Source organism: Vitreimonas flagellata (assembly GCF_004634425.1).
In the GTDB taxonomy this organism is placed as follows: Bacteria; Pseudomonadota; Alphaproteobacteria; order Caulobacterales; family Aquidulcibacteraceae; genus Vitreimonas; species Vitreimonas flagellata.
Genome location: NZ_SBJL01000001.1, coordinates 865,538 through 889,353 on the forward strand (window position 1 = coordinate 865,538; position 23,816 = coordinate 889,353).

General features: G+C 63.2%; 24 protein-coding genes. 9 read left to right on the top strand and 15 right to left on the bottom strand.

Features of this window, described 5'->3' with window-relative positions; genetic code table 11:
• Positions 1 to 13: 13 nt before the first annotated feature.
• From EPJ54_RS04455 to glyA, 3 genes are all read right to left on the bottom strand, one after another.
• Positions 14 to 676, bottom strand: coding sequence for a RibD family protein (locus tag EPJ54_RS04455; protein WP_135210449.1), 663 nt, complete (start codon positions 674 to 676; stop codon positions 14 to 16).
• A gap of 70 nt (positions 677 to 746) precedes the next feature.
• Positions 747 to 1,211, bottom strand: coding sequence for a transcriptional regulator NrdR (nrdR, locus tag EPJ54_RS04460; protein WP_135210450.1), 465 nt, complete (start codon positions 1,209 to 1,211; stop codon positions 747 to 749).
• Between the two features lie 105 nt (positions 1,212 to 1,316).
• The gene (gene glyA / locus EPJ54_RS04465) at positions 1,317 to 2,615 is read right to left on the bottom strand and encodes a serine hydroxymethyltransferase (protein WP_135210451.1); all 1,299 of its coding nucleotides are present in this window, start codon (positions 2,613 to 2,615) and stop codon (positions 1,317 to 1,319) included.
• A 216-nt stretch (positions 2,616 to 2,831) separates the two neighbouring features.
• Here glyA and EPJ54_RS04470 point away from each other — a divergent pair, with 216 nt between their 5' ends.
• The gene (locus EPJ54_RS04470; protein WP_135210452.1) at positions 2,832 to 3,263 is read left to right on the top strand and encodes a Ros/MucR family transcriptional regulator; all 432 of its coding nucleotides are present in this window, start codon (positions 2,832 to 2,834) and stop codon (positions 3,261 to 3,263) included.
• Here the strand turns inward: EPJ54_RS04470 and EPJ54_RS04475 are convergent.
• Together EPJ54_RS04475 and hemA are read right to left on the bottom strand one after the other, a co-directional pair.
• Positions 3,260 to 3,493: a DUF6898 family protein gene (locus tag EPJ54_RS04475; protein WP_239590751.1), complete on the bottom strand. Its 234-nt coding sequence runs from the start codon at positions 3,491 to 3,493 to the stop codon at positions 3,260 to 3,262. The genes EPJ54_RS04470 and EPJ54_RS04475 overlap by 4 nt on opposite strands.
• A complete protein-coding gene (hemA, locus tag EPJ54_RS04480) occupies positions 3,490 to 4,713 on the bottom strand; it encodes a 5-aminolevulinate synthase (protein ID WP_135210454.1) in 1,224 nt (407 codons plus the stop codon). The genes EPJ54_RS04475 and hemA overlap by 4 nt, the downstream gene beginning before the upstream one ends.
• A gap of 119 nt (positions 4,714 to 4,832) precedes the next feature.
• On the opposite strand from hemA, the gene hemB reads away from it, so the two are divergent.
• Positions 4,833 to 5,843 carry a porphobilinogen synthase gene (gene hemB, locus EPJ54_RS04485; RefSeq protein WP_135210455.1) on the top strand — a complete coding sequence of 337 codons (1,011 nt, stop codon included), beginning with the start codon at positions 4,833 to 4,835 and terminating at the stop codon, positions 5,841 to 5,843.
• Positions 5,840 to 6,292 carry a YaiI/YqxD family protein gene (locus EPJ54_RS04490; RefSeq protein WP_135210456.1) on the top strand — a complete coding sequence of 151 codons (453 nt, stop codon included), beginning with the start codon at positions 5,840 to 5,842 and terminating at the stop codon, positions 6,290 to 6,292. The genes hemB and EPJ54_RS04490 overlap by 4 nt, the downstream gene beginning before the upstream one ends.
• Here the strand turns inward: EPJ54_RS04490 and EPJ54_RS04495 are convergent.
• From EPJ54_RS04495 to EPJ54_RS04510, 4 genes are all read right to left on the bottom strand, one after another.
• On the bottom strand, positions 6,289 to 7,401 hold the full coding sequence (locus tag EPJ54_RS04495; RefSeq protein ID WP_135210457.1) for a CaiB/BaiF CoA transferase family protein: 1,113 nt from the start codon (positions 7,399 to 7,401) through the stop codon (positions 6,289 to 6,291). The two genes, EPJ54_RS04490 and EPJ54_RS04495, sit on opposite strands and share 4 nt — an antisense overlap.
• 65 nt (positions 7,402 to 7,466) lie before the next feature.
• On the bottom strand, positions 7,467 to 8,354 hold the full coding sequence (locus tag EPJ54_RS04500) for a response regulator (protein ID WP_135210458.1): 888 nt from the start codon (positions 8,352 to 8,354) through the stop codon (positions 7,467 to 7,469).
• A gap of 89 nt (positions 8,355 to 8,443) precedes the next feature.
• Positions 8,444 to 9,310 carry an NAD(P)-dependent oxidoreductase gene (locus EPJ54_RS04505; protein ID WP_135210459.1) on the bottom strand — a complete coding sequence of 289 codons (867 nt, stop codon included), beginning with the start codon at positions 9,308 to 9,310 and terminating at the stop codon, positions 8,444 to 8,446.
• The gene (locus EPJ54_RS04510; protein ID WP_239590753.1) at positions 9,310 to 9,804 is read right to left on the bottom strand and encodes a flavin reductase family protein; all 495 of its coding nucleotides are present in this window, start codon (positions 9,802 to 9,804) and stop codon (positions 9,310 to 9,312) included. The genes EPJ54_RS04505 and EPJ54_RS04510 overlap by 1 nt, the downstream gene beginning before the upstream one ends.
• A gap of 80 nt (positions 9,805 to 9,884) precedes the next feature.
• Between EPJ54_RS04510 and EPJ54_RS04515 the strand changes: the two genes are divergently transcribed.
• The 3 genes from EPJ54_RS04515 to EPJ54_RS04525 all read left to right on the top strand — a co-directional run bounded on the left by EPJ54_RS04515 (position 9,885) and on the right by EPJ54_RS04525 (position 11,907).
• Positions 9,885 to 10,802: a flagellar motor protein MotB gene (locus EPJ54_RS04515; protein ID WP_135210460.1), complete on the top strand. Its 918-nt coding sequence runs from the start codon at positions 9,885 to 9,887 to the stop codon at positions 10,800 to 10,802.
• A gap of 49 nt (positions 10,803 to 10,851) precedes the next feature.
• Positions 10,852 to 11,241, top strand: a complete 390-nt coding sequence (locus EPJ54_RS04520; RefSeq protein WP_135210461.1) for a hypothetical protein — start codon at positions 10,852 to 10,854, stop codon at positions 11,239 to 11,241.
• 273 nt (positions 11,242 to 11,514) lie between these two features.
• Positions 11,515 to 11,907, top strand: a complete 393-nt coding sequence (locus EPJ54_RS04525) for a hypothetical protein (protein WP_135210462.1) — start codon at positions 11,515 to 11,517, stop codon at positions 11,905 to 11,907.
• 85 nt (positions 11,908 to 11,992) lie between these two features.
• On the opposite strand, the gene EPJ54_RS04530 is transcribed toward EPJ54_RS04525, so the two are convergent.
• A complete protein-coding gene (locus EPJ54_RS04530) occupies positions 11,993 to 13,972 on the bottom strand; it encodes an AsmA family protein (protein WP_135210463.1) in 1,980 nt (659 codons plus the stop codon).
• Between the two features lie 70 nt (positions 13,973 to 14,042).
• On the opposite strand from EPJ54_RS04530, the gene EPJ54_RS04535 reads away from it, so the two are divergent.
• The gene (locus EPJ54_RS04535) at positions 14,043 to 15,089 is read left to right on the top strand and encodes a CobW family GTP-binding protein (RefSeq protein WP_135210464.1); all 1,047 of its coding nucleotides are present in this window, start codon (positions 14,043 to 14,045) and stop codon (positions 15,087 to 15,089) included.
• Entirely contained in the window at positions 15,086 to 16,078 is a 993-nt protein-coding gene (locus EPJ54_RS04540; protein ID WP_239590754.1) for a WD40 repeat domain-containing protein, read from the top strand. Before EPJ54_RS04535 ends, EPJ54_RS04540 begins: the two co-directional genes overlap by 4 nt.
• Here the strand turns inward: EPJ54_RS04540 and EPJ54_RS04545 are convergent, their stop codons facing one another.
• Both EPJ54_RS04545 and EPJ54_RS04550 read right to left on the bottom strand, forming a co-directional pair.
• A complete protein-coding gene (locus EPJ54_RS04545) occupies positions 16,079 to 16,708 on the bottom strand; it encodes a LysE family translocator (RefSeq protein WP_135210466.1) in 630 nt (209 codons plus the stop codon).
• Position 16,709: 1 nt separating this feature from the next.
• Positions 16,710 to 17,687 (bottom strand): DUF3137 domain-containing protein, encoded by a 978-nt coding sequence (locus EPJ54_RS04550; RefSeq protein WP_135210467.1) that lies wholly within the window; start codon positions 17,685 to 17,687, stop codon positions 16,710 to 16,712.
• Positions 17,688 to 17,778: 91 nt separating this feature from the next.
• Between EPJ54_RS04550 and EPJ54_RS04555 the strand changes: the two genes are divergently transcribed.
• Positions 17,779 to 19,338 (top strand): carboxylesterase/lipase family protein, encoded by a 1,560-nt coding sequence (locus tag EPJ54_RS04555; protein ID WP_135210468.1) that lies wholly within the window; start codon positions 17,779 to 17,781, stop codon positions 19,336 to 19,338.
• On the opposite strand, the gene EPJ54_RS04560 is transcribed toward EPJ54_RS04555, so the two are convergent.
• The 3 genes from EPJ54_RS04560 to EPJ54_RS04570 all read right to left on the bottom strand — a co-directional run bounded on the left by EPJ54_RS04560 (position 19,335) and on the right by EPJ54_RS04570 (position 23,654).
• Positions 19,335 to 20,288 carry an NAD-dependent epimerase/dehydratase family protein gene (locus EPJ54_RS04560; RefSeq protein ID WP_135210469.1) on the bottom strand — a complete coding sequence of 318 codons (954 nt, stop codon included), beginning with the start codon at positions 20,286 to 20,288 and terminating at the stop codon, positions 19,335 to 19,337. The genes EPJ54_RS04555 and EPJ54_RS04560 overlap by 4 nt on opposite strands.
• Positions 20,288 to 23,017: a valine--tRNA ligase gene (locus EPJ54_RS04565; RefSeq protein ID WP_135210470.1), complete on the bottom strand. Its 2,730-nt coding sequence runs from the start codon at positions 23,015 to 23,017 to the stop codon at positions 20,288 to 20,290. Before EPJ54_RS04565 ends, EPJ54_RS04560 begins: the two co-directional genes overlap by 1 nt.
• A 118-nt stretch (positions 23,018 to 23,135) precedes the next feature.
• Positions 23,136 to 23,654, bottom strand: coding sequence for a DUF2497 domain-containing protein (locus EPJ54_RS04570; RefSeq protein WP_135210471.1), 519 nt, complete (start codon positions 23,652 to 23,654; stop codon positions 23,136 to 23,138).
• Positions 23,655 to 23,816: the final 162 nt, after the last annotated feature.

Sequence of the window (23,816 nt, forward strand, 5' to 3'; positions counted from 1 at the left end):
CAGCTTTCGCCTTTCAGGCTCGCTCGTAGCTTTCCCAAAGATCGGGGCCAAGCTCACGCAACGCCACGCGCTTCCATGTAGGCGCTTCCGCCAGCCGCGCCAATGCAAGCGCCGCTACGGCAGGCCGCCCTTCGGCGCCTAACACGATCGGCGCGCGAAACCATTCGAGGCGATCTACGGCATCCGCCGCGATCAGCGACGCCGCCACTTGCCCGCCCCCCTCGGCGAACACGCTTCCGATGCCAGCGCCCATCAAGATCGTCAGCGCCGCTTCCGCATCAATGCCCGCCGGCCCACGGCCTACACCCAATGTCCGCGCGCCAGCACCCTCCAGCACGGCACGGCGCTTGCCGTCGGCATCGTCGGCGCCGATCACGATGATCTCCGCGCGATCCAAGCTCGCGAACAGCCGCCCGCCCGGTTGCAGAGAAAATTCGGTGTCGAGGATCACGCGCGCTGGCTGGCTCGCTGGCGGCGGCTCGGTGCGCGCAAGCAATTCTGGATCGTCCGCGCGCGCGGTGCCGATCCCCACCATCACCGCATCATGCGCGGCGCGCATGTTCTGCACTTCCGCGCGCGACGCTTCACTCGTAATCCAGCGGCTTTCGCCCGATGCGGTCGCGATGCGCCCGTCGAGCGAAGTCGCAAGTTTGAGGGTGACGCGCGGCCGGTTCATCGCCTGCCTTATGGACCGCCGGCGTCTCGCCGGCCAGCGCCGAACCCTGCCGCGCGAAGCCGAGTTTTCGCTAGCTCTTGCCCTTCGGCCTGCCAGCTTCCTCGATGAAATCGGCGAAATCGCTGGCTTCGCGGAAATCACGGTAAACCGAGGCGTAACGCACATAGGCCACCGGATCGAGCACGGCCAAAGCTTCCATCACCATCTCGCCGATGGTTTCGGAATTCACTTCGCTTTCGCCTTGGCTCTCAAGCTTACGCACGATGCCGGAGATCATCTGCTCGATCTGATCCTGCTCAATCGGGCGCTTGCGCAGCGCAATCGACAGCGACCGCGCCAGCTTATCGCGATCGAACGGCACGCGCCGCCCCGAGCGCTTCAGCACCACCAGATCGCGCAATTGCACGCGCTCGAACGTGGTGAAGCGCGAGCCGCATTTATCGCACTGACGCCGACGCCGGATCGCCGCGCCGTCCTCGGTCGGACGGCTGTCTTTCACCTGGGTGTCTTCGTTTTGGCAGAACGGGCAACGCATTTGGGCTCGCTAACGCTCGCAGGCATTGGGCAATGGGGCTTGGGCAATGGGTTCTAAGCGGAGTCGCGCCGCTCACCTATTGCCTACTGCCCACTGCCCACTGCCTCAGTAAATCGGAAACCGCGCGGTCAAGGCTTCGACTTTCGCCGCCACAGCAGCTTCAGTGGCGGAGTTATCGCCGTTCGACTTCGACAGCCCATCCAGCACTTCGCAGATCAGATCCGCGACCTGACGGAATTCGCCGGGGCCGAAGCCGCGCGTCGTGCAAGCCGGCGTGCCCAAGCGCACGCCCGAGGTGATCATCGGCTTTTCGGTGTCGAACGGGATGCCGTTCTTGTTGCAAGTGATGAGCGCGCGTTCGAGCGCTTGCTCGCCCGCTTTGCCCGTCACGCGCTTCGGCCGCAGATCGACCAGCATCAAATGGCTGTCCGTGCCGCCCGAAACGACCGCAAGGCCGTTCTCGATCAAGCGCTCGGCCAGCGCTTTCGCGTTCTCGACGGTGCGCTTCGCATAGAGCTTGAATTCAGGCTGCAGCGCCTCGCCGAAGCTCACGGCTTTCGCCGCGATCACATGCATCAGCGGGCCGCCTTGTAGGCCAGGGAAAACCGCTGAATTGATGCGCTTTCCGAGCTCTTCGTCGTTCGACAAGATCATGCCGCCACGCGGGCCGCGCAACGTCTTGTGCGTCGTCGTCGTCACCACGTGCGCATGCGGCAGCGGCGAAGGATAAACCCCGCCCGCGATCAAGCCCGCATAGTGCGCCATGTCCACCATCAGATACGCGCCGACCTCGTCCGCGATCTTGCGGAAGCGCGCAAAATCGATCGCGCGAGAATAGGCCGAGGCGCCGGCCAGGATCAGTTTCGGCTTTTCGCGGTGCGCGATTTCCGCGACCTGATCGTAATCGATCAGATGATCGTCTGGTCGCACCGTGTAGGAGACGGGCTGAAACCATTTGCCGGAGAAATTCGCCGGCGCGCCGTGCGTGAGGTGTCCGCCCGCGGCGAGGTCCATGCCGAGGAATTTGTCGCCCGGCTGCAGCAGCGCGAAGAACACCGCCTGGTTGGCGTTGGCCCCGGAGTGCGGCTGCACGTTCACGAACTTACAATCGAACAAGCGCTTCGCCCGATCGATCGCCAGCCGCTCCACCTCGTCCACGAATTCGCAGCCGCCATAATAGCGGCGGCCCGGATAACCCTCGGCGTATTTGTTGGTCAGCACCGAGCCCTGCGCCTCCAGCACAGCGCGCGAGACGATGTTTTCCGACGCGATCAGTTCGATCTGACGCTGCTGGCGACCCAATTCCGCATCGATCGCCGCTTTCACGTCATGATCGGCGCGCTCCAATGCGGCTTCGAAAAAGCGGTCGCGGCCCGCGGCGGCGCTAGCGGCGGCTTCAGTCATAGGCGGTCAGGTCCTTTGGGGTGGAATCTGCCTCGGAACATAGTTCGACGCGGCTCAGTAAGCAAAGTTACTCCCCAGAAGGAGAAAAGCGGAACAACTTTACAGTTTTCGGAAGCTGAAACTGTAATATGTCGATAGTAATACTTGCCGAATCCACAATGTATGACGTAGATGTGATGTTGAGGGCGTTGTATTCATTAAGGAAAAGGCGCGGGTATGCGTGACGATGATGAAGTCGCGGCCAATGGGCGCGGCGACGCCATGCGCATGACTACGGACATCGTCGCCTCCTTTGTCAGCAACAATAAAATTGCCTCTGACGAACTCGGCGATCTGATCCGCACCGTCCACAAAACACTCTCTTCGCTCTCTGGCGAACAAGCGTTGGCGCCCAGCGAACGCCCGAAACCTGCCGTGCCGATCAACAAATCCGTGCAGCACGATCACATCGTCTGTCTGGAAGACGGCAAGAAGCTGAAAATGCTCAAGCGTTACTTGCGCTCGACTTACAACATGTCGCCTGACGACTATCGCCGTCGTTGGGGTCTGCCGGCGGATTATCCGATGGTGGCGCCGGCGTATGCTGCGCGTCGTTCTGAGTTCGCCAAGAGCATCGGCCTCGGCAAAGGCGTGCGCCGTAAAGACTAGACGAGCTTGCCCGGGCGCGGCGGCGGCGTGCTTTCGTCACCTTCGTCGCCCGCCAGCGCGCGCTCCAATTTCCGCAACGCCAACGCGCGCACGTCCGCCAGTGCTGCATTCGCAGGCGCTTGAATCACGACTTCAACGCCCGTCGCCGCATCGATCGCTGCCACACGTTGCACATCGCCGATGCGCACAATTTCAAAGATAACTTCGCCCGCGTCTTCGCGGTCGCTCACGCAGCGCGCCCGATCACGTACTTGGCCCAAACCGCGTTCAACGCGGCGACCAATTGCTCCATCAGTGCATCGTCATGGAACGGCGACGGCGTGATGCGCAGACGCTCCGTGCCGCGCGGCACAGTGGGATAATTGATCGGCTGCACATAAATGCCGTGCTCGAACAAAAGCGCGTCCGACACTTGCTTGGCCAGCGCTGCGTCGCCCACCTGCACCGGCACGATATGCGTCGTCGATTCCGCCATCACCGGCAGCCCAGATTCACGCAGCAACGCCTTCAAGCGCTCAGCACGCTCGGCCAAACGATCGCGCATATGCGGGCATGCCTTCACCACGCGCACGCTTTCCAGCGCAGCAGCGGCAATCGAAGGCGCCAGTGAGGTCGTGAAGATAAAACCCGAAGCCGTCGAACGGATCGCGTCGATCGCCGCGGCCGGGCCGGTCACGTAGCCGCCCATCGTCCCGAACGCCTTCGCCAGCGTGCCTTCGATGAAATCGACGCGGTGCATCACGCCATCGCGTTCGGCGACACCGCCGCCATTGTGCCCGTAGAGGCCAACGCCGTGCACTTCGTCCAGATACGTCATCGCGCCATATTGCTGGGCGATGTCGCAAATCGCTTCGATGGGGGCGGTGTCGCCATCCATCGAATAGACGCTCTCGAACGCGATCAGCTTCGGCGCATCGGCCGGCGCTTCGTTGATCAAAGCTTCGAGGTGCTGAATGTCGTTGTGACGGAAGATGCGGCGCTCGCACTTGGCGCGCTTGATCCCTTCGATCATCGACGCATGGTTTTGCGCGTCGGAGAATATCCAGAGATCCGGAAAGAGCTTCGCCAACGTCGAGAGCGTCGCGTCGTTCGACACATAGCCCGACGTGAACAGCAGCGCGCCTTCCTTGCCGTGCAGGTCCGCGAGCTCCTTCTCCAGATCGACGTGGTAAGAGGTCGTGCCGGAGATGTTGCGCGTGCCGCCGGCGCCAGCGCCGACCTTGTCCAAAGCCGCATGCGCCGCATCGAGCACTTCGGGGCTCTGGCCCTGGCCCAGATAATCGTTTGAGCACCAGACGACGATGTCGCGATATTCGCCGTCGCCCACCCGCAAGCGCGCATGGGGAAAACGCCCGCGCTCGCGCATGATATCGGCGAAAACGCGATAGCGTCCTTCGTCGCGGATGGCCGCAACGGCGTCTTCGAAGACCTTTTTGTCCTCTTCTCTCACGGTCGCGCCTCTGCTTCGGCCCGGCGGGCGTCGTTCGAATTATTATATGCTAGTTCAGGCCTCCAAGGTAACTGGGGGCCGACGGCGCATTTCAGCGCAGAAAGTTGCGAACGGTTCGCATGAACTTCACTGGACGATACCCTAACTCCCGCCCGCGCCGTTTGCGCCAACACGATTGGGTCCGCCGCCTCACGCGCGAAAACCGCCTGAGCGTCGATGATCTGATCTGGTCGCTGGTCGTGCACGAGGGCGTGGAGCCGGAAATCCCCGTCGCCTCCATGCCTGGCACGGCGCGACTTTCTGTGCGCGCCGCCGCGGACGCCGCCAAGCGCGCCGCCAAGCTCGGCATCCCCAGCATCGCCGTTTTCCCGTTCATCGACGGCGCCAAGAAAGACGCCAGCGGCAAGGAAGCGCTCAATCCGAACGGCCTCGTCTGCAACGCGGTGCGCGCGATGAAGGACGCCGCACCGGAGGTGGGCGTGATGGTCGATGTCGCCCTCGATCCCTTCACCGATCACGGCCACGATGGTCTCCTGCGCGATGGGCGCATCCTCAATGACGAGACCGTAGCGGTGCTCACTGAGCAAGCGTTGATACAAGTCAAAGCTGGCGCAGACATTGTGGCCCCCTCCGACATGATGGACGGCCGCGTCGGCGCCATTCGCACAGCCCTTGATGCAAACGGCCATCAAGACACGATGATCATGTCCTACGCCGCGAAATACGCGTCGGCCTTCTATGGCCCCTATCGCGACGCGATCGGCTCAGGGAAACTCGGCACGGGCTCTGTCGCCAATCCCGGCGACAAGCGCACCTACCAGATGGATTACGGCAACACCGACGAAGCCATTCGCGAAGTCGCGATGGATGTCGCCGAAGGCGCCGACATGCTCTTGGTGAAACCGGGCCTGCCTTATCTCGACATTGTCGCGCGCGTGAAAGCCGAGTTCGGCATGCCGACCTACGCGTTCCAGGTCTCCGGCGAATACGCGATGATGAAAGCCGCCGCCGCGAACGGCTGGCTCGACGAAAACCGCGCCATCATCGAAAGCCTCACCGCCTTCAAACGCGCCGGCGCCGACGGCATCGTGACATACTTCGCGCCGAGGGCCGCGGAGTTGCTCGGCTGACTCCCACCATCTTCATCGACGCGGACGCCTGCCCCGTGAAGGAAGAGGTTTACAAAGTCGCGCGCCGCACCGGCTGCCCGGTGCACGTCGTCGCCAATGCCTTCATGCGCACGCCGCCGGATGTTGAGTTCGTTGTCGTTGATGCAGGCCCCGACATCGCCGACGATTGGATCGCCGAACGCGTACAGCCTGGCGACATCGTCATCACCAACGACGTCCCGCTCGCCGATCGCACGCTCAAAGCCAAAGGCTATGCCCTCGCAGGCAATGGCAAAACCTTCTCACCCTCATCAATCGGCGTGGCGATGGCGCAGCGCGAATTGATGGAGCATCTGCGCTCGTTCGGCGAAGCCAGCGGCGGGCCAAAGCCCTTCTCGCAGCGCGACCGCCAGCAATTCCTCAACGCACTCGACGCGCTCGTGCAAAAGGCAAAACGCGAGACGCGTTAGTCGAGCGCCGCCTCGATCACGCCCGCATCGACGCCCCAATCGCGCAACACGTCGCGCGTATGCACGCCCGTCTTTGGCGGAGGCGAACGCACGCGGCCCGGCGTTTCCGAAAAGCGCGGCGCAGGCGCCGGCATCAAAGCGCCGCCGACATCGATGAAGGTCTCACGCGCTGCATTGTGTTCATGGCGATGCGCTTCTTCCAGATCGAGCACCGGCGCGAAGCACACGTCAGTCCCGCCAAGCAAAGCCGTCCATTCATCGCGCGTGCGCGTGGCGAAGATCTCCTCCAGACGCTTGCGCTGTGCTGGCCAAAGCGTGCGGTCATGCTGCGCATCGAACAATGGCTCCGTCGCGCCCACCTTCTCACGCAACAGCGCGTAGAATTGCGGCTCCAGCGACCCGATCGACACCCATTTGCCGTCCGCGCATTTGTACACGCCATAAAACGGCGCGCCGCCATCGAGCAGATTGACCTGCCGCCCATCGCGCCATTGGCCAGCTTTCAAGCGGCCGAAGATCGTCGTCATCAACGAGGCCACACCATCCGTCATCGCCACATCGACAACCTGCCCGCGCCCCGTCTCGCGCGCATGCGTCAGCGCTGCGAGCATGCCGAACGCGAGATAAAGCGCACCGCCGCCAAAATCACCGATGAGATTGAGCGGCACAGCCGGCTGCTCTTTCAGGCCGATCGCGTGCAACGCGCCCGAGAGCGAAATGTAATTGATGTCGTGGCCAGCCGCGTGCGCGTACGGCCCTTCCTGTCCCCAGCCCGTCATGCGTCCATAGACAAGCTTCGGATTGCGCGCGAGCGCCACATCCGGCCCAAGCCCCAAGCGCTCCATCACGCCCGGCCGAAAGCCTTCGAATAGCAAATCAGATTGCGCAGCGAGTTGCAGGCACGCTTCCACCGCCTCGGGCTTCTTCAGATCAAGCGCAACGGACAAACGCCCGCGATGCGCGAATTGCTCATAAGCCGGCTCAAACCCGGCGCGATCGATGCGCACGACCTCGGCGCCCAAATCGCAAAGGAGCATGCCACAGAACGGGCCCGGCCCGATGCCGCCGAACTCCAACACACGCACGCCCGTTAGTGGTCCGTCCGACATTGTTCCTCCACGCATTTTGCGCGGAAGCTATCGACCGACCTTCAAGCGATCAAGCAAACGGAGACTTAGGCGGCCTTCTGCATGGCTGCCTTAGCGACAGCCTGGCGCACGCCTTCGGCGATTTCTTCGCGCTTGGCGCCTTCGTCGAGCTTCAAGCGCGCCAATTCAGTCACCGCGTTGACGCACGCATCGAGCGCCACACGCGCCACATCGGCAGGCAAACTCTTCGTCGCAATGATCTGCTGCGCAAACGCGGCGCACGCGCGCATCATCGGCTGGTCTTTGCCCGCCACCGCGTAGGCCTGCACGAAACGCAGCGCCGCTTCGCAGGTCGCAGCCGCGCTCGGATCCACTTTGAATTGGTTTGTCGCTGCAGCCAACGCGCCGACCGCTTGTTCGAATGTCAGCGAAGGCATACCGCCCGCTGCAGGCGCGGCCGCCGGCTTCTCAACCGGCTTGTCAGCCTTACGACGCTTGCTCGTGCTGCCCGTTGCACCGGTTCCGGCGGTCACAATGCCGGCGCGGCGGCACGGGCCAACATAACCTTCTGCGTCGATAAATTCACGCGGTGCGCTCAGCACCTTCTTGATCGTGTCGAGCAGCGCCTTGTTCGAGATCGGCTTGCCGATCAGCGCATTCGCGCCGGCATGGCGGCAGGTTTCCGCCAGCGAGCGCGAGAACGAGCCCGAGAGAATAAACACCGCAGCCTTGCGGTTGGCGGCGCGATGATTGCGACGGAAAGCGCGCGTCCAGGCCGCGGCATCCTGCTTGCCGAGTTCGAATGTCGCCAATACGATGTTGGCGTTGAACCCTTCCAGCGAATCCATCGCCAGCGCCGCATCCGTAAACACGCGAATGTTCGGCACGCCGGCATTCCACAACATGTCCTGCACAATCTGCGCTTCGTACTTATTCGGTTCGATGACGCAGACCGACCAAAGCTTCTCGTTCATTGCCGCACCGGCCCCCAAGTCGAAGATTGGAAGCTAGCGCGTTCAGCTTAAAAGACTTTGAAAATGACTGCGAAATGCGCACTACAGGATTAACGCGGCGGGCGCTCCAAGCGCGCGATCAAGCTCGACGTATCCCAACGTTTTCCGCCCATTGCTTGCACATCAGCGTAAAAACCATCGACCAGTCTGGTTAATTCGAGTTGCGCGCCATTGAGTTCGGCCTCTTCCAACACGAGACCCAAATCCTTCCGCATCCAGTCCACCGCGAAACCAAAGTCGAACTTGCCGTCGACCATCGTCTTCCAGCGATTTTCCATCTGCCAGCTTTGCGCAGCACCCTTGGAAATCGCCGCGATCACCTTCTCCGCATCGAGGTCCGCGCGCTTGGCAAAATGCAGCGCTTCCGCCAGCCCCTGCACCACGCCCGCGATACAGATTTGGTTCACCATCTTCGCAAGTTGCCCCGAACCCGCAGGTCCAATCAGCGTCATGTTGGCCGCATAAGCGCGCATCACCGGCTCGACTTCCGCGAACACGCCCGGCGCGCCGCCCGCCATCACGGTCAGCCGCCCCGTTTCCGCACCCGCTTGCCCGCCCGATACCGGCGCATCGAGAAAACCCAGGCCGCGCTCTTCGGCGCGCTCCGCCAGTTCGCGGGCGAGCCCCGCCGACGCCGTCGTGTGATCGACGAAGATCGCGCCCTTGCGCATCGCCGGAGCGGCCGCCTCGAACACCTCACGCACGTCGCGATCAGCGCCCACGCAGGCAAATACGATGTCTGCGCCCTCAGCCGCGCCCGCCACCGTCGAATAGGTGCGGCCCTCATTCTTCTGCGCCCAGTCGCGCGCCTTCTCTTCGGTGCGATTGAACACCGAGACGACATGACCAGCGCGCGCGAGATGGCCCGCCATCGGACCGCCCATCACCCCCAACCCAATGAACGCAGTCTTGGCCATCACTTGCTCCCGGACTGAGGCTCGTCAGCACGCCCGTAGCGGCTGCGGAAATAGGTGAGTGCGGCTCCCGGCGCGCTGCGGCACGCCAACACTTCGCCCACGATGATCAAATGGTCGCCCGCTTGCCGGCGATCAAACGTGCGGCAAGCAAAATGGGCCACGCCGCAGCGCAACACCTGCGCGTCGCCGAAAAGTTCGGCCTCATCCCGCGCGATTGTCTCCGTCTCGGCGCGGGCAAAGCGCCGCGCCAACACCTCGTGATCGGCGCCCAGCACCGTCACGCCCCAAACGTCAGCGCCCGCGAACACGTCATAGCGCTCGGACTGATCGCCCAAGCACCACAACAGCAAGCGCGGCTGCAGCGACACTGAAGTCAGCGAATTGACCGTCATCCCGGACAGGCTCCCGTCGCCCCGCGCCGCGGACACCACGGTCACACCCGTGGCGAACGCGCCCATCGCGCGCCGGTATTCCTGTTCCTGATCGATTTCCACCCAGATCTCCGCTTCACGCTCAACACGATCTTAACGCTGTTCGGCGAATGTCGCGCCCTCTCCGCCAGAATGGACGGACAATGACGTCTGCGACCAATCAACGCCCTATCATTATCAAGAAAATCAAAAAGGGCGGCGGCGGTGGTCACCACGGCGGCGCCTGGAAGGTCGCGTACGCCGACTTCGTGACCGCCATGATGGCCTTCTTCCTTTTGATGTGGCTGATCAACACCACAAGCCCTGAACAACGTCGGGGTATTGCCGAATTCTTCGCCCCAGCGAGCGTCAGCCGGGTCTCCTCAGGTGCGGGCGGTCTCTTGGAAGGCACCAGTTTCGCCGAGGAAGGCGTGCGCCACGGCCACTCCGCGCCGGTCGCACCCGCCTCGGAGCCGCAATACACCTCGAACGCCGCGTCCGAAGAGGCGTCCGATGGCCAATCCTCTCCGGGCGGCGAGCAATCGCCCAGCGCCGAAGCGCTCAACCGCGCCCGCACTTTGCGTGAGAACGCCGACTTCACCCGCGCCGAGATGGCGATCCGTCAGGCCATGAACGACATGCCCGACATCGCCGAGCTCTCCCGTAACGTCATCATGGAGCAGACGCCCGATGGCCTGCGCATCCAGATCATCGATCAGGAAGGCCGCTCGATGTTCAATCCGGGCGACGCCGCCCCCAACGATCGCGCACGCCGTTTGCTCGTGGCCATTTCTGGCGTGCTGCAGCAATTGCCGAACCGCATGACCATCTCCGGCCATACCGACGGCTCACAGCCCGGCGGCCGTTACGCCTCGAACTTTGAACTGAGCGCCGCCCGCGCCAACGAGGCCCGCCGCATCATCGCCGCCCAAGGCATCCCGTCCGAACGCTTCTACGAAGTCGCCGGCCGCGCTGACAGCGAACCCATGTTCATTGACGACCCGAGCCTGCCCGGCAATCGCCGCATCGCCATCACGCTGCTGCGCGAAGCGCCGCCGCTGCCAACCGATCATTCTTTGTAAACCACACCGCCACACGCGGCCTTAACTGGGCCCCGTGCACAATGCGGCCATGTCGACCATCGTGACCAATTCCCGGCGCGCGGTTCAGGACCATTTTGAACCCGAAGCCATGCTCGATCCCCAAGAGCAACGCCGCTTGCGCGGCCATCTCGATCAGATCGACTACGCCGCCTTCGCCGCCAACCGCGAAGTCATCGGCAAAACCCTCGGCGCCACGGACATGGCGAAGTTCGAGCGCTTGGCCGTCTGCGCCGCGCACGCGCGCGCTGAATGGGTGGGCGCAGCGCTTGCCGTCACCGAACACACGCACACGCCGAGCGACGCCGAGATCGCCCGCCTCGCCGCTTTGCGCACAGCTTATGACGAGCTGGCCGAAGCCTACGAAGCCATGCGCCGCATGGTCGAGCGCGGCTATTTGAGCTTCAGCGCAAATAAGTAAGTCGGAGCTCGGGTCTTCAGACCCGCGTCAGCGCAACCTTTCAGGCCGGAGCAAAAACGCGCGTCTGAAGACGCGCGCTCCACGCGCTCTATCCCACACCAAACCCCACAAAAACCCAAGCGCCACAATGCCCGGCGCAAAATCAATCCGCCCCTCCGCCGGCGCGCATGCAATCGCGCCCATGAACCAGATCCCTTCCTCCTCACCAAGCAAAAGCTCGACCGCTACGGCGCGGCGCTCTTTGCTTGGCTGGCGTGGGCGGCGTTTCCGGTCATGCGTTTGGGCGTCAACGCGCATCGCAGCAAACGCCTGAAGCGCGTCATCGCGCGCTGCGAGCGTTTCGTGCACGCCTTTCTCATCTGCAGCGCGCTCTCGCGCGTGCATCGCGCCAGGCACGCAAGCCCGATCAATGCGGCGCCCGGCCTCCACATCGGCAAACCACATCTGCGCTTGCTCGCGCGCTCGATGCGCTCGCGCAGCAAGAGCTTCTACAAGCGTATCCTCCACGCGCTGCATAGGTTCGCGAGCCCTGAGCCTTTCATCGCACGGCTCACGCGCAAAATCCGCAGCGGCGCCCGCTTCCTGAACCTCATCCTGGCGGCGCCGATCGCCGACGCCATCCGCAGCGCCGAACCGCGCGCCATCGCCTGCGCCGACAGCTCCTAATCTTCGGACCGCCGGCTTCCAGCCGGCCCAGCACCGCCCAAACCGTGTGAAGCTCCGCTTCACGCGGCCAAACGTGCTGCGCGCTTCAATTTCTCGCCGCTTGCACCGCCCGTGACGCGGTTTGCGTGGCGCGCACCCGCGCCAGGATTTCCCGCTGCGCCCGATCGTTCAGATCGCTGTTGTAGGCGAATTGATTGAACGGCCCACGCACCGCGAACGGAAACACCAAGCCGCCACGCGGCGAACGCGGCGCGAGCCGCACGTCCAAGCGCCGCTGCGGCAGGTCGATCACGCCGATGCCCGGGATGCGCAGATCGGTCGTGTTGAAGCTCAAATTGTCCGAGCCCAACACGCCATCCGCGATCGCGAACGTGGCGGAGAAGCCTTGGAACGGCGTCCGCGCTTCGGGCGCTATCAATTCGCCGCGCAAAGCATTGCGGATCGTCGTCGCCACACCGCCGAGATCGACGCCGTGCAATGTGCCAGAGACGACTTCGAGATGCGTTTGGCCATCGACGCCCGCGATCAATTCGCTCTGCGTCGCGCCTTGCGTGACGAGGTTCAAGCTCAGTTCCGCGCGGCCCTCGATGCCGCCGAAATTTATCGCGTCGCTCAGGAAGCGCTGCGCGTCCAAGCCGGTGAAAGCCAAATCCTGCACGATACGCACACTTGGCTGACGCGCATCGATCTCAAACCGCCCGCGACCGGAGCCGCCATAGAGGCTCGTGTTGTGCAACGTCGCCGCCATGTAGCCGTCGTTCAGCACCAGGTTCAGCCGCGCACTATCGAGCCGCATGTGCTGAATGAGCACCGCGTGCGTCACCAATTCGAGGTCAGCATTCAGTATGTGCAGGCCAGACCAATTGATCGGCGTTTCGCTCGCTTCAGCTTGCACATCGAGCGCACGGGGTGCGGCTTCCACCGCAGCGATCTGCGCGTCCGGCGCGCTTTGCACCGCGTCCGGCATAGCAGCGGCGACTTCCACTTGCTCCACAGCCGGCGCCGGCGGCGCTTGGCCAGAGAGATATGGATTTAGATCAAAGTCAAAGAGCTCAAGGCGTCCGCTCAGATACGGCTTGTTGCGGAGAGAGGAGAGCACGAAATCGCCACGCCCGCGGATGAGATCAAGCGCAAAGCCCGCGTTCGAGAACGCATAACGCCCGCCGCCAATTTCCATGCGGCCCGACACAGCAAACGCCTCAAGCCCCACACCGCCTTGGATCGGCGATCCACCCCAAGCCGCCAGCTGCCGCAAGCTCGGTCCCGACGCGCGCACTAAGCCCGCAATCTCGCCCGAAGCCGCCAGGGTCTGGCCTTCGAAATGCATGTTCAGCAATTCGCTCTGCACATCGATGTTCAGCGGCATGCGCTCGCCGCGCGCCAACGCACCAGGCCGCCCCATCTCCAACGCAAGCTCAACTGGCTTGTCGGCGTAACGCACCGAACCGCTGACTTGCATCGGCTCTTCCATGCCGGCGAACGCGGTGGTCAGATCGACATCGCCAACAACCCAGCCCACACCACGGCGCGCATCGAAGAAGCTCGCTTCGCCATCGATGATACGAATTTCACGCAAGCGCGTTTGCGCTACATCGACGGGCGCGGGGGAAGGTGTCGTGGTCGGCGGCGGTGTGGTCGTGGGCGGCGGCGTTTGCCCCCCCGGCCGGCGCGGCGCGAGAATCCAATTCGGCCGCCCCTCGGCGCTCACTTCGAGCGCAATGTTCGGTCGCTGCAGCACGAGGCGGCTGACCACAACTTGGCGATCCAGAAGCGGCCGCAGCTCGACGCCGATATCGATCTCGTCAGCGGTGATGAAAGCGGGCGCGCGGCCGTCCTCCACATTGGCCAACGTCGTCTGCTCGGCCCGCAGGCCAAGCACTGGCCAGAAGCTCAAGCCGACATCGCCGGCAATCGTCAGGTCGCGCCCGGTTCCGTTCTCAACCGCCCGCTCGACCTCGGCCCGGATATCCAGCCGCAGGATCAGATAGGCGAGCACACCCGCCCCCAGGATCGCCGCCGAGATCAGGCCGCCACCGATCAGCAGAACCCACCGCTTCCAGCTCATGCCGGCTCTCCCCACCTTTGGCCGCACCCTAGCCGCTGGCGTCCGGGGCCGGAATAGCTATCTAGGAGCCATGACCCAACCCGTTCCCGTCACCGTGCTCACAGGCTTCCTAGGCGCGGGCAAAACCACCCTTTTGAACCGTATCCTGACCGAGCAGCACGGCAAGAAATACGCCGTCATCGTCAATGAGTTCGGCGAGATCGGCATCGACAACGACCTCATCGTCGACGCCGACGAAGAAGTGTTCGAGATGAACAATGGTTGCGTCTGCTGCACCGTGCGCGGCGACCTCATTCGCATCATCGAAGGCCTGATGAAGCGCAAGGGCCGCTTCGACGCGATCCTGGTGGAAACCACCGGCTTGGCGAAGCCCGCGCCCGTGGCGCAGACCTTCTTCGTGGACGCTGACGTGCGCGCGAAAACGAAGCTCGACGCCATTGTCACCGTGGTCGACGCCAAGCACGTCGCCGGCCAACTCGCGAGCCAGGAAGAAGCCGCCGAGCAGATCGCGTTCGCCGACGTGATCCTGCTGAACAAGACCGATCTCGTTTCGCCGGAAGAACTCACGGCCGTGGAGCGCCAAGTCCGCGCCGTGAACGCGACCGCCCGCATCCACCGGATGAATCGCGGCGACATAGCGCTGGATAAAATCCTCGACGTCGGCGCCTTCGACCTGGACCGCGTCACCGAGATTGATCCGCACTTCCTGCCCGATCACGATTGCGACGACGCCTGCGCGCATCACCACGATCATGATCACGACCATCACGGCCACGATCACCACCATCATCACCATGACGAGCACGACCATGTCGCGGCTTCCGGAATCGCCAGCGTGTCGCTCTCAACTGAGAAACTGATCGATCCGCAAAAGCTACTGCCTTGGTTGAATGACCTCACCCAGCAACGCGGCCCGGACCTTCTGCGCCTCAAAGGCATCCTCGCGTTCCCGGACGAACCCAAGCGCTTCGTCGTCCAAGGCGTCCATATGATCATTGAAGGCGATACGCAGCGCGATTGGCGCGAGGGTGAAAAGCGCATTTCGCGCCTCGTCTTCATCGGCCGCAATCTTGACCGGGCCGAACTCGAAACCGCCTTCGCGGCCTGCGCAGCGTGACCGCGCAAGTTTACGAAAACGGCCGCCGCTTAGCGCTCGGCGCGGGCGCGACCTCGATCCACTGGATCGGCGATGAGGCCCTCTTTGCACTGAGCGATGGCCAAGTGCTCGCCGCCCCCCGCGAAGGGGAGGCCCGCCGCATCCAGGCGCATGATGGCGTGATCCTAAGTGCGGCGCTCCATCCAGACGGCAAACGCATCGTCACCGGTGGAGACGATGGCCGCGTTAAGGCCATCGCGCCGAACGGCGATGTGCGCACGCTCACTGAAGGCCGCAAATGGGTCGATCATCTCGTCACCAGTGCGGCGACCAATCTCATCGTCGCGGGAGTCGGCAAGGAAGCGATCGTTTTCCAAGCCGACAAGGAAACGCATCGCTTCGCGTATCCCACCAGCGTCGGCGGCTTGGCGCTTGATGCGAAGGGCCGTCGTCTCGCGGCCAGCCATTATAACGGCGCGACCTTGCGCTACGTGCTGACGGCCGGCGACAAAGGCACGGCGATGAATTGGCAAGGGTCGCACCTCGCCATCACCATCTCGCCTGACGCGCAATATGTGATCACCGGCATGCAGGAAAATTCGCTGCACGGCTGGCGTATGCCCGAGAAAACCGATCTGCGCATGGACGGCTATCCGTCCAAGACGCGCTCCTTCTCATGGGACAAACGCGGGCGCTGGCTCGCCACCTCCGGCGCCAACGCCGCGATCGTCTGGCCGTTCGTCGGCAAGCTCGGGCCACAGGGAAAGCCGCCGCTGCAACCCGGCGAACGCGAGGCCTTGGTGACAGCGGTTTCATTTCATCCGACTGAAGAAGTGCTCGCGATCGGCTATTCAGACGGCGCGGCCATCGTCGTGCGCTTTGCCGACAGCATGGGCATGGAGCTTGATGAGCCCGGCGAAGGCGCCGTCACCGCGCTCGCTTGGAGCGCCGATGGCAATCGCATCGCCATCGGCGACGAAGCCGGTCGCGGCGCGATCATCGATCTCTAATCACCGCGTCTCCCACGCGAGCCACAGCGCGATTAGCGCAATGCCAATCGCCAGCACACGTCGCGCCGTGGACGCATGTGAGGTCGCAGCAATCAGCTGACCTGCGCGCGCGGCGCCCAGCACGATCAGACCGTGAATTATAAATGCGACGACGAGGTGCGCCATGCCCAGGATCAGCGCTTGCAGCCAAAACGCCGCATGATCGTCGGCGATGAAGCCCGGCAGCAGCGTCACATAGAATACCGCGGCTTTCGGGTTCAGTACATTGGCGATGAAGCCGCGCCAGAACGGCTTGTGATCAGAATTGCCCGCATGACCTGGCGATGTCTCACGCGCGCCGCGCCACGCTTCCCACGCCAGATACAGGAGGTAGAGCACGCCCGCCCAACGCAGCGCGCCATAGACGAGCGGCGCCGCCGCGATCAGCTCGGCCACGCCAAACACGGCGAGCAGCATGTAGAACGCGAGCCCCGCCGTGACGCCGAGCACAGCTCTAAAACCGGCCACACGGCCTTCGCTCGCAGAGAGTGCCGCCAGATAGCCCATGTTCGGCCCCGGCGTGAGTTCGATCAAACTCACAGCCAGTAAGAACGGCACGATCACCGTGGGCTCGACGGGAAATGATTCCATCTCAGCGCGGTCGCGTGTTTTGCGCCGTGAGCACTTGATCCATCACCTTCACTACGTTCGCGATCTCATCGACAATGCGGCGCGCGCGTGAGGGATCGACCAAAGGTTTGAAGAGATCGCCCGGTTCGAAGAGATTGCCGCCTTCGACGGCCACGAGCAGATCGCCATTCTCGAAGGCGCACCGGATGCGCTTGCCGTGCAAGCCGGTCTCCAGCGCAATCAAGCGCTCCATCATCACTGGATGCAGCAGATAGCGCGCTTCGACTTGATCCGTGCCCCAGACCTCAAACGCCTTCTCAAACTCCGACGACACAAGCCGCACGCGCTCCAGTTGCCGGCCCTCAATCTTGCCACCCCCAAAGACGTTGAACACGCCTGCATCGCGCCGCACGATCGTGACGCCCAAGAACTCGATCGGGAAATGCATGCGGATCAGCTGGCCGCGAAACACCGTGGTGTAGCGCGTGCGCCCTTTACTGTCAGTCGAGCGTTGCTCGAGATGCGCTTCGTAGAGATCAAACGAACAATCCTTGTAATTGCCGTGAAACCAATCTTCGAACTTGGAGCGCGCAAAACTGGGCACAAGCTGTAGCTGCTGGAGGCGCGGAAACGCGGGCGGGCTGAAACCGCCAAGATAGAACGACGCGCCCATCGCCTCGGCGATCGCTGCGCAATATTGCTTCTTCAGCGTTTGCCCGATTTTCGCGAGCGGCTGATAGGCGAGCACGCCGCCCACCACCAACACGGCGAGCCCAAACATGAGGCCGTGCACGATTTGTTGCGTGTAAGCGAACAGCGCGACAGCGATCGCGAGTGCGATGCCGGCCGTAACCCACATCCACTTCTTGAACGACGCGACCGCCGCGAGCCGATCGGTCTCGTTCGCGACGAAGCACGGCTCGATCCGCTCCTTGTAGAGGCGGTTGAATGTCGCGTCGTCGAGACGGGCGAGGTCGATCATTTGCGTCTGTGCGTCCACGGCGAATCCCTTTGGGCCTTCGGGTCGTTCCTAGCCTGCTCTATGTCGCGCGCCTATTGCCACCGGTTTCCGATCGCGCCAATTTTCGTCCATGCAGATAGACCGCCGCGCCATCCTGGCCGCCTCGCTCGCCGCCGCAGCCCCCGCTCCAGCGTTCGCGCAAGCCGCCCCCATCGCCCGCACGCAACATGGCCGCGTGCGCGGCGCGACGATCGACGGCGTGCATGTATTCAAAGGCGTGCGCTACGGCGCCGACACCGCCCCGCGGCGCTTTCAGGCCCCGCTCGCGCCACGGCGCTGGTCCGGAGTGCGCGATGCGCTAGGCTATGGTGCGGCGTGTCCGCAACGCGGCTTGGCGAACGAAACACAAAGCGAAGATTGCCTCTTCCTCAATGTCTGGACGCGCGGTCTGCGCGACAACGCGCACCGACCAGTGATGTTTTACATTCACGGCGGCGCCTATTCATCAGGTTCCGGCTCCGATCCACTCTATGATGGCGTGCGGCTTGCGCAGCGGGGCGACGTCGTCGTTGTGACGATCAATCATCGTCTGAACGCCTTCGGCTATCTCTCGCTCGCGCGGCTTGGCGATTTCCCAGACAGCGGCAATGCCGGACAGCTCGATATCATACTCGCGCTGCATTGGGTGCAGGAGAACATCGCGGAATTCGGCGGCGATCCGAATTGCGTCATGGTGTTCGGCCAATCCGGCGGCGGCGCGAAGATCGCGACGATGATGGCGCAGCCAGCGGCGGCAGGCCTATTTCACCGCGCTGCGACCATGAGCGGGCAACAAGTCACCGCGTCGGGACCGCTGAACGCGGAGAAGCGAACGCTGGCGTACATGGAAGCACTTGGTTTGGCGCGCGGCGATGTCGAGCAATTGCGCACGCTGCCGGTGCAGCGCCTCGTCTCGGCCCAATCCGCGCGCGATCCGATCCTCGACAATAGCGGGCTCTATTTCGGGCCGGTGCTGGATTTCATGCATCTGCAGCGGCACCCATTCTATCCAGACGCCGCGCCGCAATCGCTGCACATCCCGATGATACTCGGCAATACGCGCGACGAAACGCGGGGCTTTACGGGTCAGGATCGGGCGCCATTCAGTTACACCTGGGAGCAAGTGGCGCCCGCGCTCGCCACGCAGATGCGGATCGACACCGACCCCGCACACGTCGTCGCCGCCTATCGCCAACGCTTCCCGGATTGGACGCCAAGCGAGGTGTATTTCGCCGCCTCCACGGCCGCGCGCTCCTGGCGCGGCCAAGTGATCGAAGCGGAGGAGCGCGCCCGTGCTGGTGCGCCAGCTTATGTGTATCAGCTCGATTGGCGCAGCCCGCGCGAAGGCGGCATTTTCCGCGCGCCGCACACGCTCGATATCCCGCTCGTGTTCGCCAATCTCGAAGCGTCGAGCTTCATCGGCGAACGTACCGAGGCTGGCGAAGCGATGTCTGCACGCATGATGGAAGCGTTCATCGCCTTTGCACGCACGGGCGATCCGAATTGCGCTGCGATCCCGCGCTGGACGCCGCATAATCTGCCGACGCGTGAGACGATGGTGTTCGACACCAACACGCGCATGGAAAACGACCCACGCCAATGGGAACGCGAATTCTTCGCCGCGATCCCCTACGTGCAGCCGGGGACTTAGAGCGTCCGCAGCCCCTTCTCGACGCTGATCACCGGCGCGTAACCCATCTCGGCGCGGGCTTTGTCGTCTTTCAGGATCGCGTCCCGCGACATGATCATGGCGCTGAAGCGGGTCAACGGCGGCTCGCCTTTCATCGGGAACGTGCGCCAGAGCATTTCGCAGGTGGCGCCGATAGCGTCGGCGACCCAGCCGGGTACAGATTTGTCGGCGAGCGTGATGCCGCGCGAGGCGGCCATGCCGCTCATCATCTCACGCATCGGGCGGACGCCGTCATCGAGGATGAAATAGGCTTCGCCCGCACGGCCTTTGGTGAGCGCAAGCTCGATCGCGTGCACGAGATTGGCGATGTGCGTGGTGGAGGTCATAGCGCGGCCGCCGTTGACCCACATGAATTGGCCGCTCTTGGCCATGGCTTCGATCACCGGCAGCAATGTCGTATCGCCCGGCCCCCAAATAAAGCGCGGGCGCAGCGCGATCGTCTCAAAGCCCGGCGCATTGGCGGCGCGCACCAATTGCTCTGCTTGCGCCTTTGTAGATGAATAGGGATAGGGCGAATGCGGCGCGAGCGGGTAAGTTTCGTCCACACCGCGCAGATGCTGGCCGTGAAACAGCGCCGCTTCCGTGCCGATATGGATGAAGCGCTTCACGCCCGCGTCACGCGCCGCCGCCAGCATGCGCGCTGTGCCATCGACATTGTAGCGCTTCCACGCGTCGCGCGGCCCCCATTGCTCCACGAACGCGGCGCAATGGATCACCGCTTCTGCGTCGCCGATATGGGCAGCCGTCACGTCTTCCAGATCGCAGCGCACCGGTTTGCCGCCGAGTGCTGCGATCTTTGCGTCAGACTTCTCCGAGCGCGACATAGCGCAGACATCGTGCCCGGCCGCCGCAAGCTTCTCCGTCGCCGCCCCGCCGACAAAGCCCGACGCGCCGGTGACGAAGATTCGCATTAGACGCCTCCACCAATCTGTTTCAGCGCGTGCGAGAGTTTTGTCACCGACGTCGTCGCGTCCTCGCGCCGCTCGCGCAATTCTTCGACAACCTCTTCCGGCGCCTTCTTGATGAACTCGGCATTATTCAGCTTCGCGTCCATCTTGCCGATTTCCGCTTCGAGCTTGCCGATCTCCTTCGCCAAACGCGCTGACTCCGCCGGCAGATCGACGACCCCCTCCAGCGGCAACGCCACCGTCGCGCCGTCGAGCACGAATGTGACCGAGCCCTTCGGCGCATCCTTGGCGCTGGTCGAGTATTCGAGCCGCGCCATGCGATCGATCAGATCTTGGTAACGCTCGAGCCGCGCTTCGGTGGCCGCATTCGCGCCGATCAGGAGCAACGGAATTTTCGCGCCGGCCGGCACGTTGAGCTCGGAACGGGTGGAGCGCGTCTCTTCGATGAGGCGCACCATCCAATCGATCTCGGCTTCGGCGTCCGCATCGATCAGATCATCACCCAGGCGCGGCCAGCTTTCGGCGATCAGCATACGCTCGCGCTTGTGGCCGTACTCGCCCATGCGCGTCCAAATCTCTTCGGTGATGAAGGGCATGAACGGGTGGAGCATGATCAGGATTTGATCGAGCACCCAGGAGGCCGTGCGCCGCGTCTCAAGCTTGGCCGCCTCGTCTTCACCGTTCAGCAACGGCTTGATGAATTCGAGATACCAATCGCAATAGACGTTCCAGACGAATTTATAGAGCGCGCCCGCCGCTTCGTTGAAGCGCCGCGCTTCCAGTTCGCGCGTCACGGACGCTGCCGCCTTCGCTGTTTCGCCGATGATCCATTTGTTGACGATTTGCTGCGGCGAGCGCGGGTCGTAGCTATCCCACACCGCGCATTCGTTCATCTGCGCGAAGCGGGCGGCGTTCCAGAGCTTGGTGCCGAAATTGCGATAGCCCTCGATGCGCTGTTCGCTGAGCTTGATGTCGCGCCCCTGCGCCGCCATCGCCGCCAGCGTGAAGCGCAACGCGTCCGCGCCGTACTTATCGATCAGGTCCAAGGGGTCCATCGTGTTGCCCTTGGACTTGGACATCTTCTGGCCCTTCGCATCGCGGACCAGCGCGTGGATATAGACTTCGTGGAAGGGGACCTCCTTCATGAAGTGCATGCCCAACATCATCATACGCGCGACCCAGAAGAAGATGATGTCGTGCGCGGTGACGAGCGTGGACGTCGGATAGAAGCGATCAAGCTCCTTGGTCTTGTCCGGCCAGCCCAAAGTCGAGAACGGCCACAGGCCTGACGAGAACCACGTGTCGAGCACGTCTTCGTCTTGGCGAAGTTCGGTCTCCTTGCCGTAATGCTTCTTTGCTGCGGATTGCGCCGCCGCTTCGCTCGCTTCGACGAACACGTGGCCGTCCGGCCCGTACCAAGCTGGAATGCGATGGCCCCACCAGAGCTGGCGCGAGACGCACCACGGCTCGATGTTGCGCATCCATTGATAGTAGGTTTTCGTCCACGCTTCCGGCACGAACTTGGTGCGGCCGTCTTCGACGGCGGCGATCGCGTCCTTTGCGAGTTCACCCGCATTGACGTACCATTGGTCCGTCAGCATCGGCTCGATGACGACGCCGGAGCGATCGCCAAACGGCTGCATGATCTTCTTGTTCTCAACGCCCGCCAGCAGACCAAGCGCTTCGATGTCGGCAACAACTTGTTTACGCGCTTCAAAGCGATCGAGACCGCGATACTTCGCCGGCACATGCTCGGCGTCGGCCATACGGCCCTTCGTATCCATCAGGATGTACATGGGCAGATTGTGCGCGCGCGCGACCTTGTAGTCGTTGAAATCGTGCGCGCCGGTGATCTTCACCGCGCCCGAGCCAAAACCCGGATCGGGATATTCGTCGGCGATGATCGGGATGTAGCGATCCGCGAGCGGCAGCAGTACGCGCTTGCCTACGATCGGCGCATAGCGCTTGTCGCTCGGATGCACCGCCACGGCGCCGTCGCCGAGCATCGTTTCCGGACGCGTCGTGGCGATGGCGATGTAATCGCGCGTTTCCCATTCGGTCGGATTGCCTTCTTCGTCGTAGGCGATCGGGAATTGGTAGGTCTCGCCGTTCTCAAGCGGATATTTGAAGTGCCAGAAATGGCCGGCGACCTCCTTGTTCTCGACTTCGAGATCGGAGATCGCCGTTTCAAAATGCGGGTCCCAATTCACAAGGCGCTTGTCCTTGTAGATCAGGCCTTCCTTGTAGAGCTGCACGAACACTTTCAGCACCGCGGCCGACAAGCCTTCGTCCATCGTGAAGCGTTCGCGCGACCAATCGCACGAGGCGCCCAAGCGGCGCAGTTGCTGGAAGATCATCCCGCCGGATTCTTCCTTCCACGACCAAACGCGCTTCAGAAATTCTTCACGACCGAGCGAGCGGCGATCTTCGTTCTTACCAGCCTGCGCGAGTTGACGCTCGACCACCATCTGCGTGGCTATGCCGGCGTGATCCATGCCTGGCTGCCAAAGCACGTTCTTGCCGCGCAGGCGTTCAAAGCGGCAGAGCACGTCCTGCAGCGTGTTGTTGAGCGCGTGGCCGATATGAAGCGAGCCGGTGACGTTGGGCGGCGGGATGACGATGCAGAACGCCTCGGCGTTCGGATCGTCCTTGGGCTTATAGGCGCCGGATTTCTCCCAAGCCTCGCTCCAGCGCGGCTCGACTTCCTTCGGATTAAACGTGGTCTCAATCATCGGGAGGCTATAGCAGGCCCCGATGCTGCATTGCGAGAGGGCCAGGTCACCCCAAAAGCGCAAAAGAATACGCCCCGACCTGGGCCGGGGCGTCCTCAAAATCTCAAAGCTGACGAGCTTACCGCGCCAAGCGGGCAATCCGTTCCAGCTCGGCCTCGACCCGCGATTCCACGATCGCCGGCAAATTCTTGTCGAGCCATTCCTTGAGCATGGGCTTCAAGAGTTCGCGGACCACGCCCTCGATCGTCTGGTTCGGTGCATCCGAAATGCGCAACGTGCCAGCCAAGCGCGCCATGGCGCCGGCGGCCGCGCTTGCGCTCGGCGGCGAGAGAATGGTGTCGACGCTCGCGAGATCGACGCTCGGCGGCGGCGTATAAACTGGCGCCGCTGGCGCAGCCGCCTGATAAGTGGGCCCGGGAGACGGCTCTTCATCAAAGACGATATCGTCATCGCTCGGTGGCGGCGCAACGGCAGCCGCTGTAGCCGCTGGCGCAGGCGCAGGCGCGGGCGCTTCCGATTGCGTCAGGTCGAGCACCGGCTCCGGCGCCGGCGCCTGTTCTTCTTCGGAGATGATCCGGCGGATCGACGCCAGAATTTCTTCCATTGAAGGTTCGGCTTGCGGGTCCTGCAGCGCCATTTCCTGCCTCGTGAGTTCAAACGAGTCGCGTGACTCGCAGGAAGATTATTGATGCGATTGATTCCCGTCCATCAAAGCGCGTGCGCAAATGCGCGCGCATGCGGACAAGAATCGACCGCGCGAAAGCATGCGCAGCGTTGCGTCCGATAAAATAAGAGGACG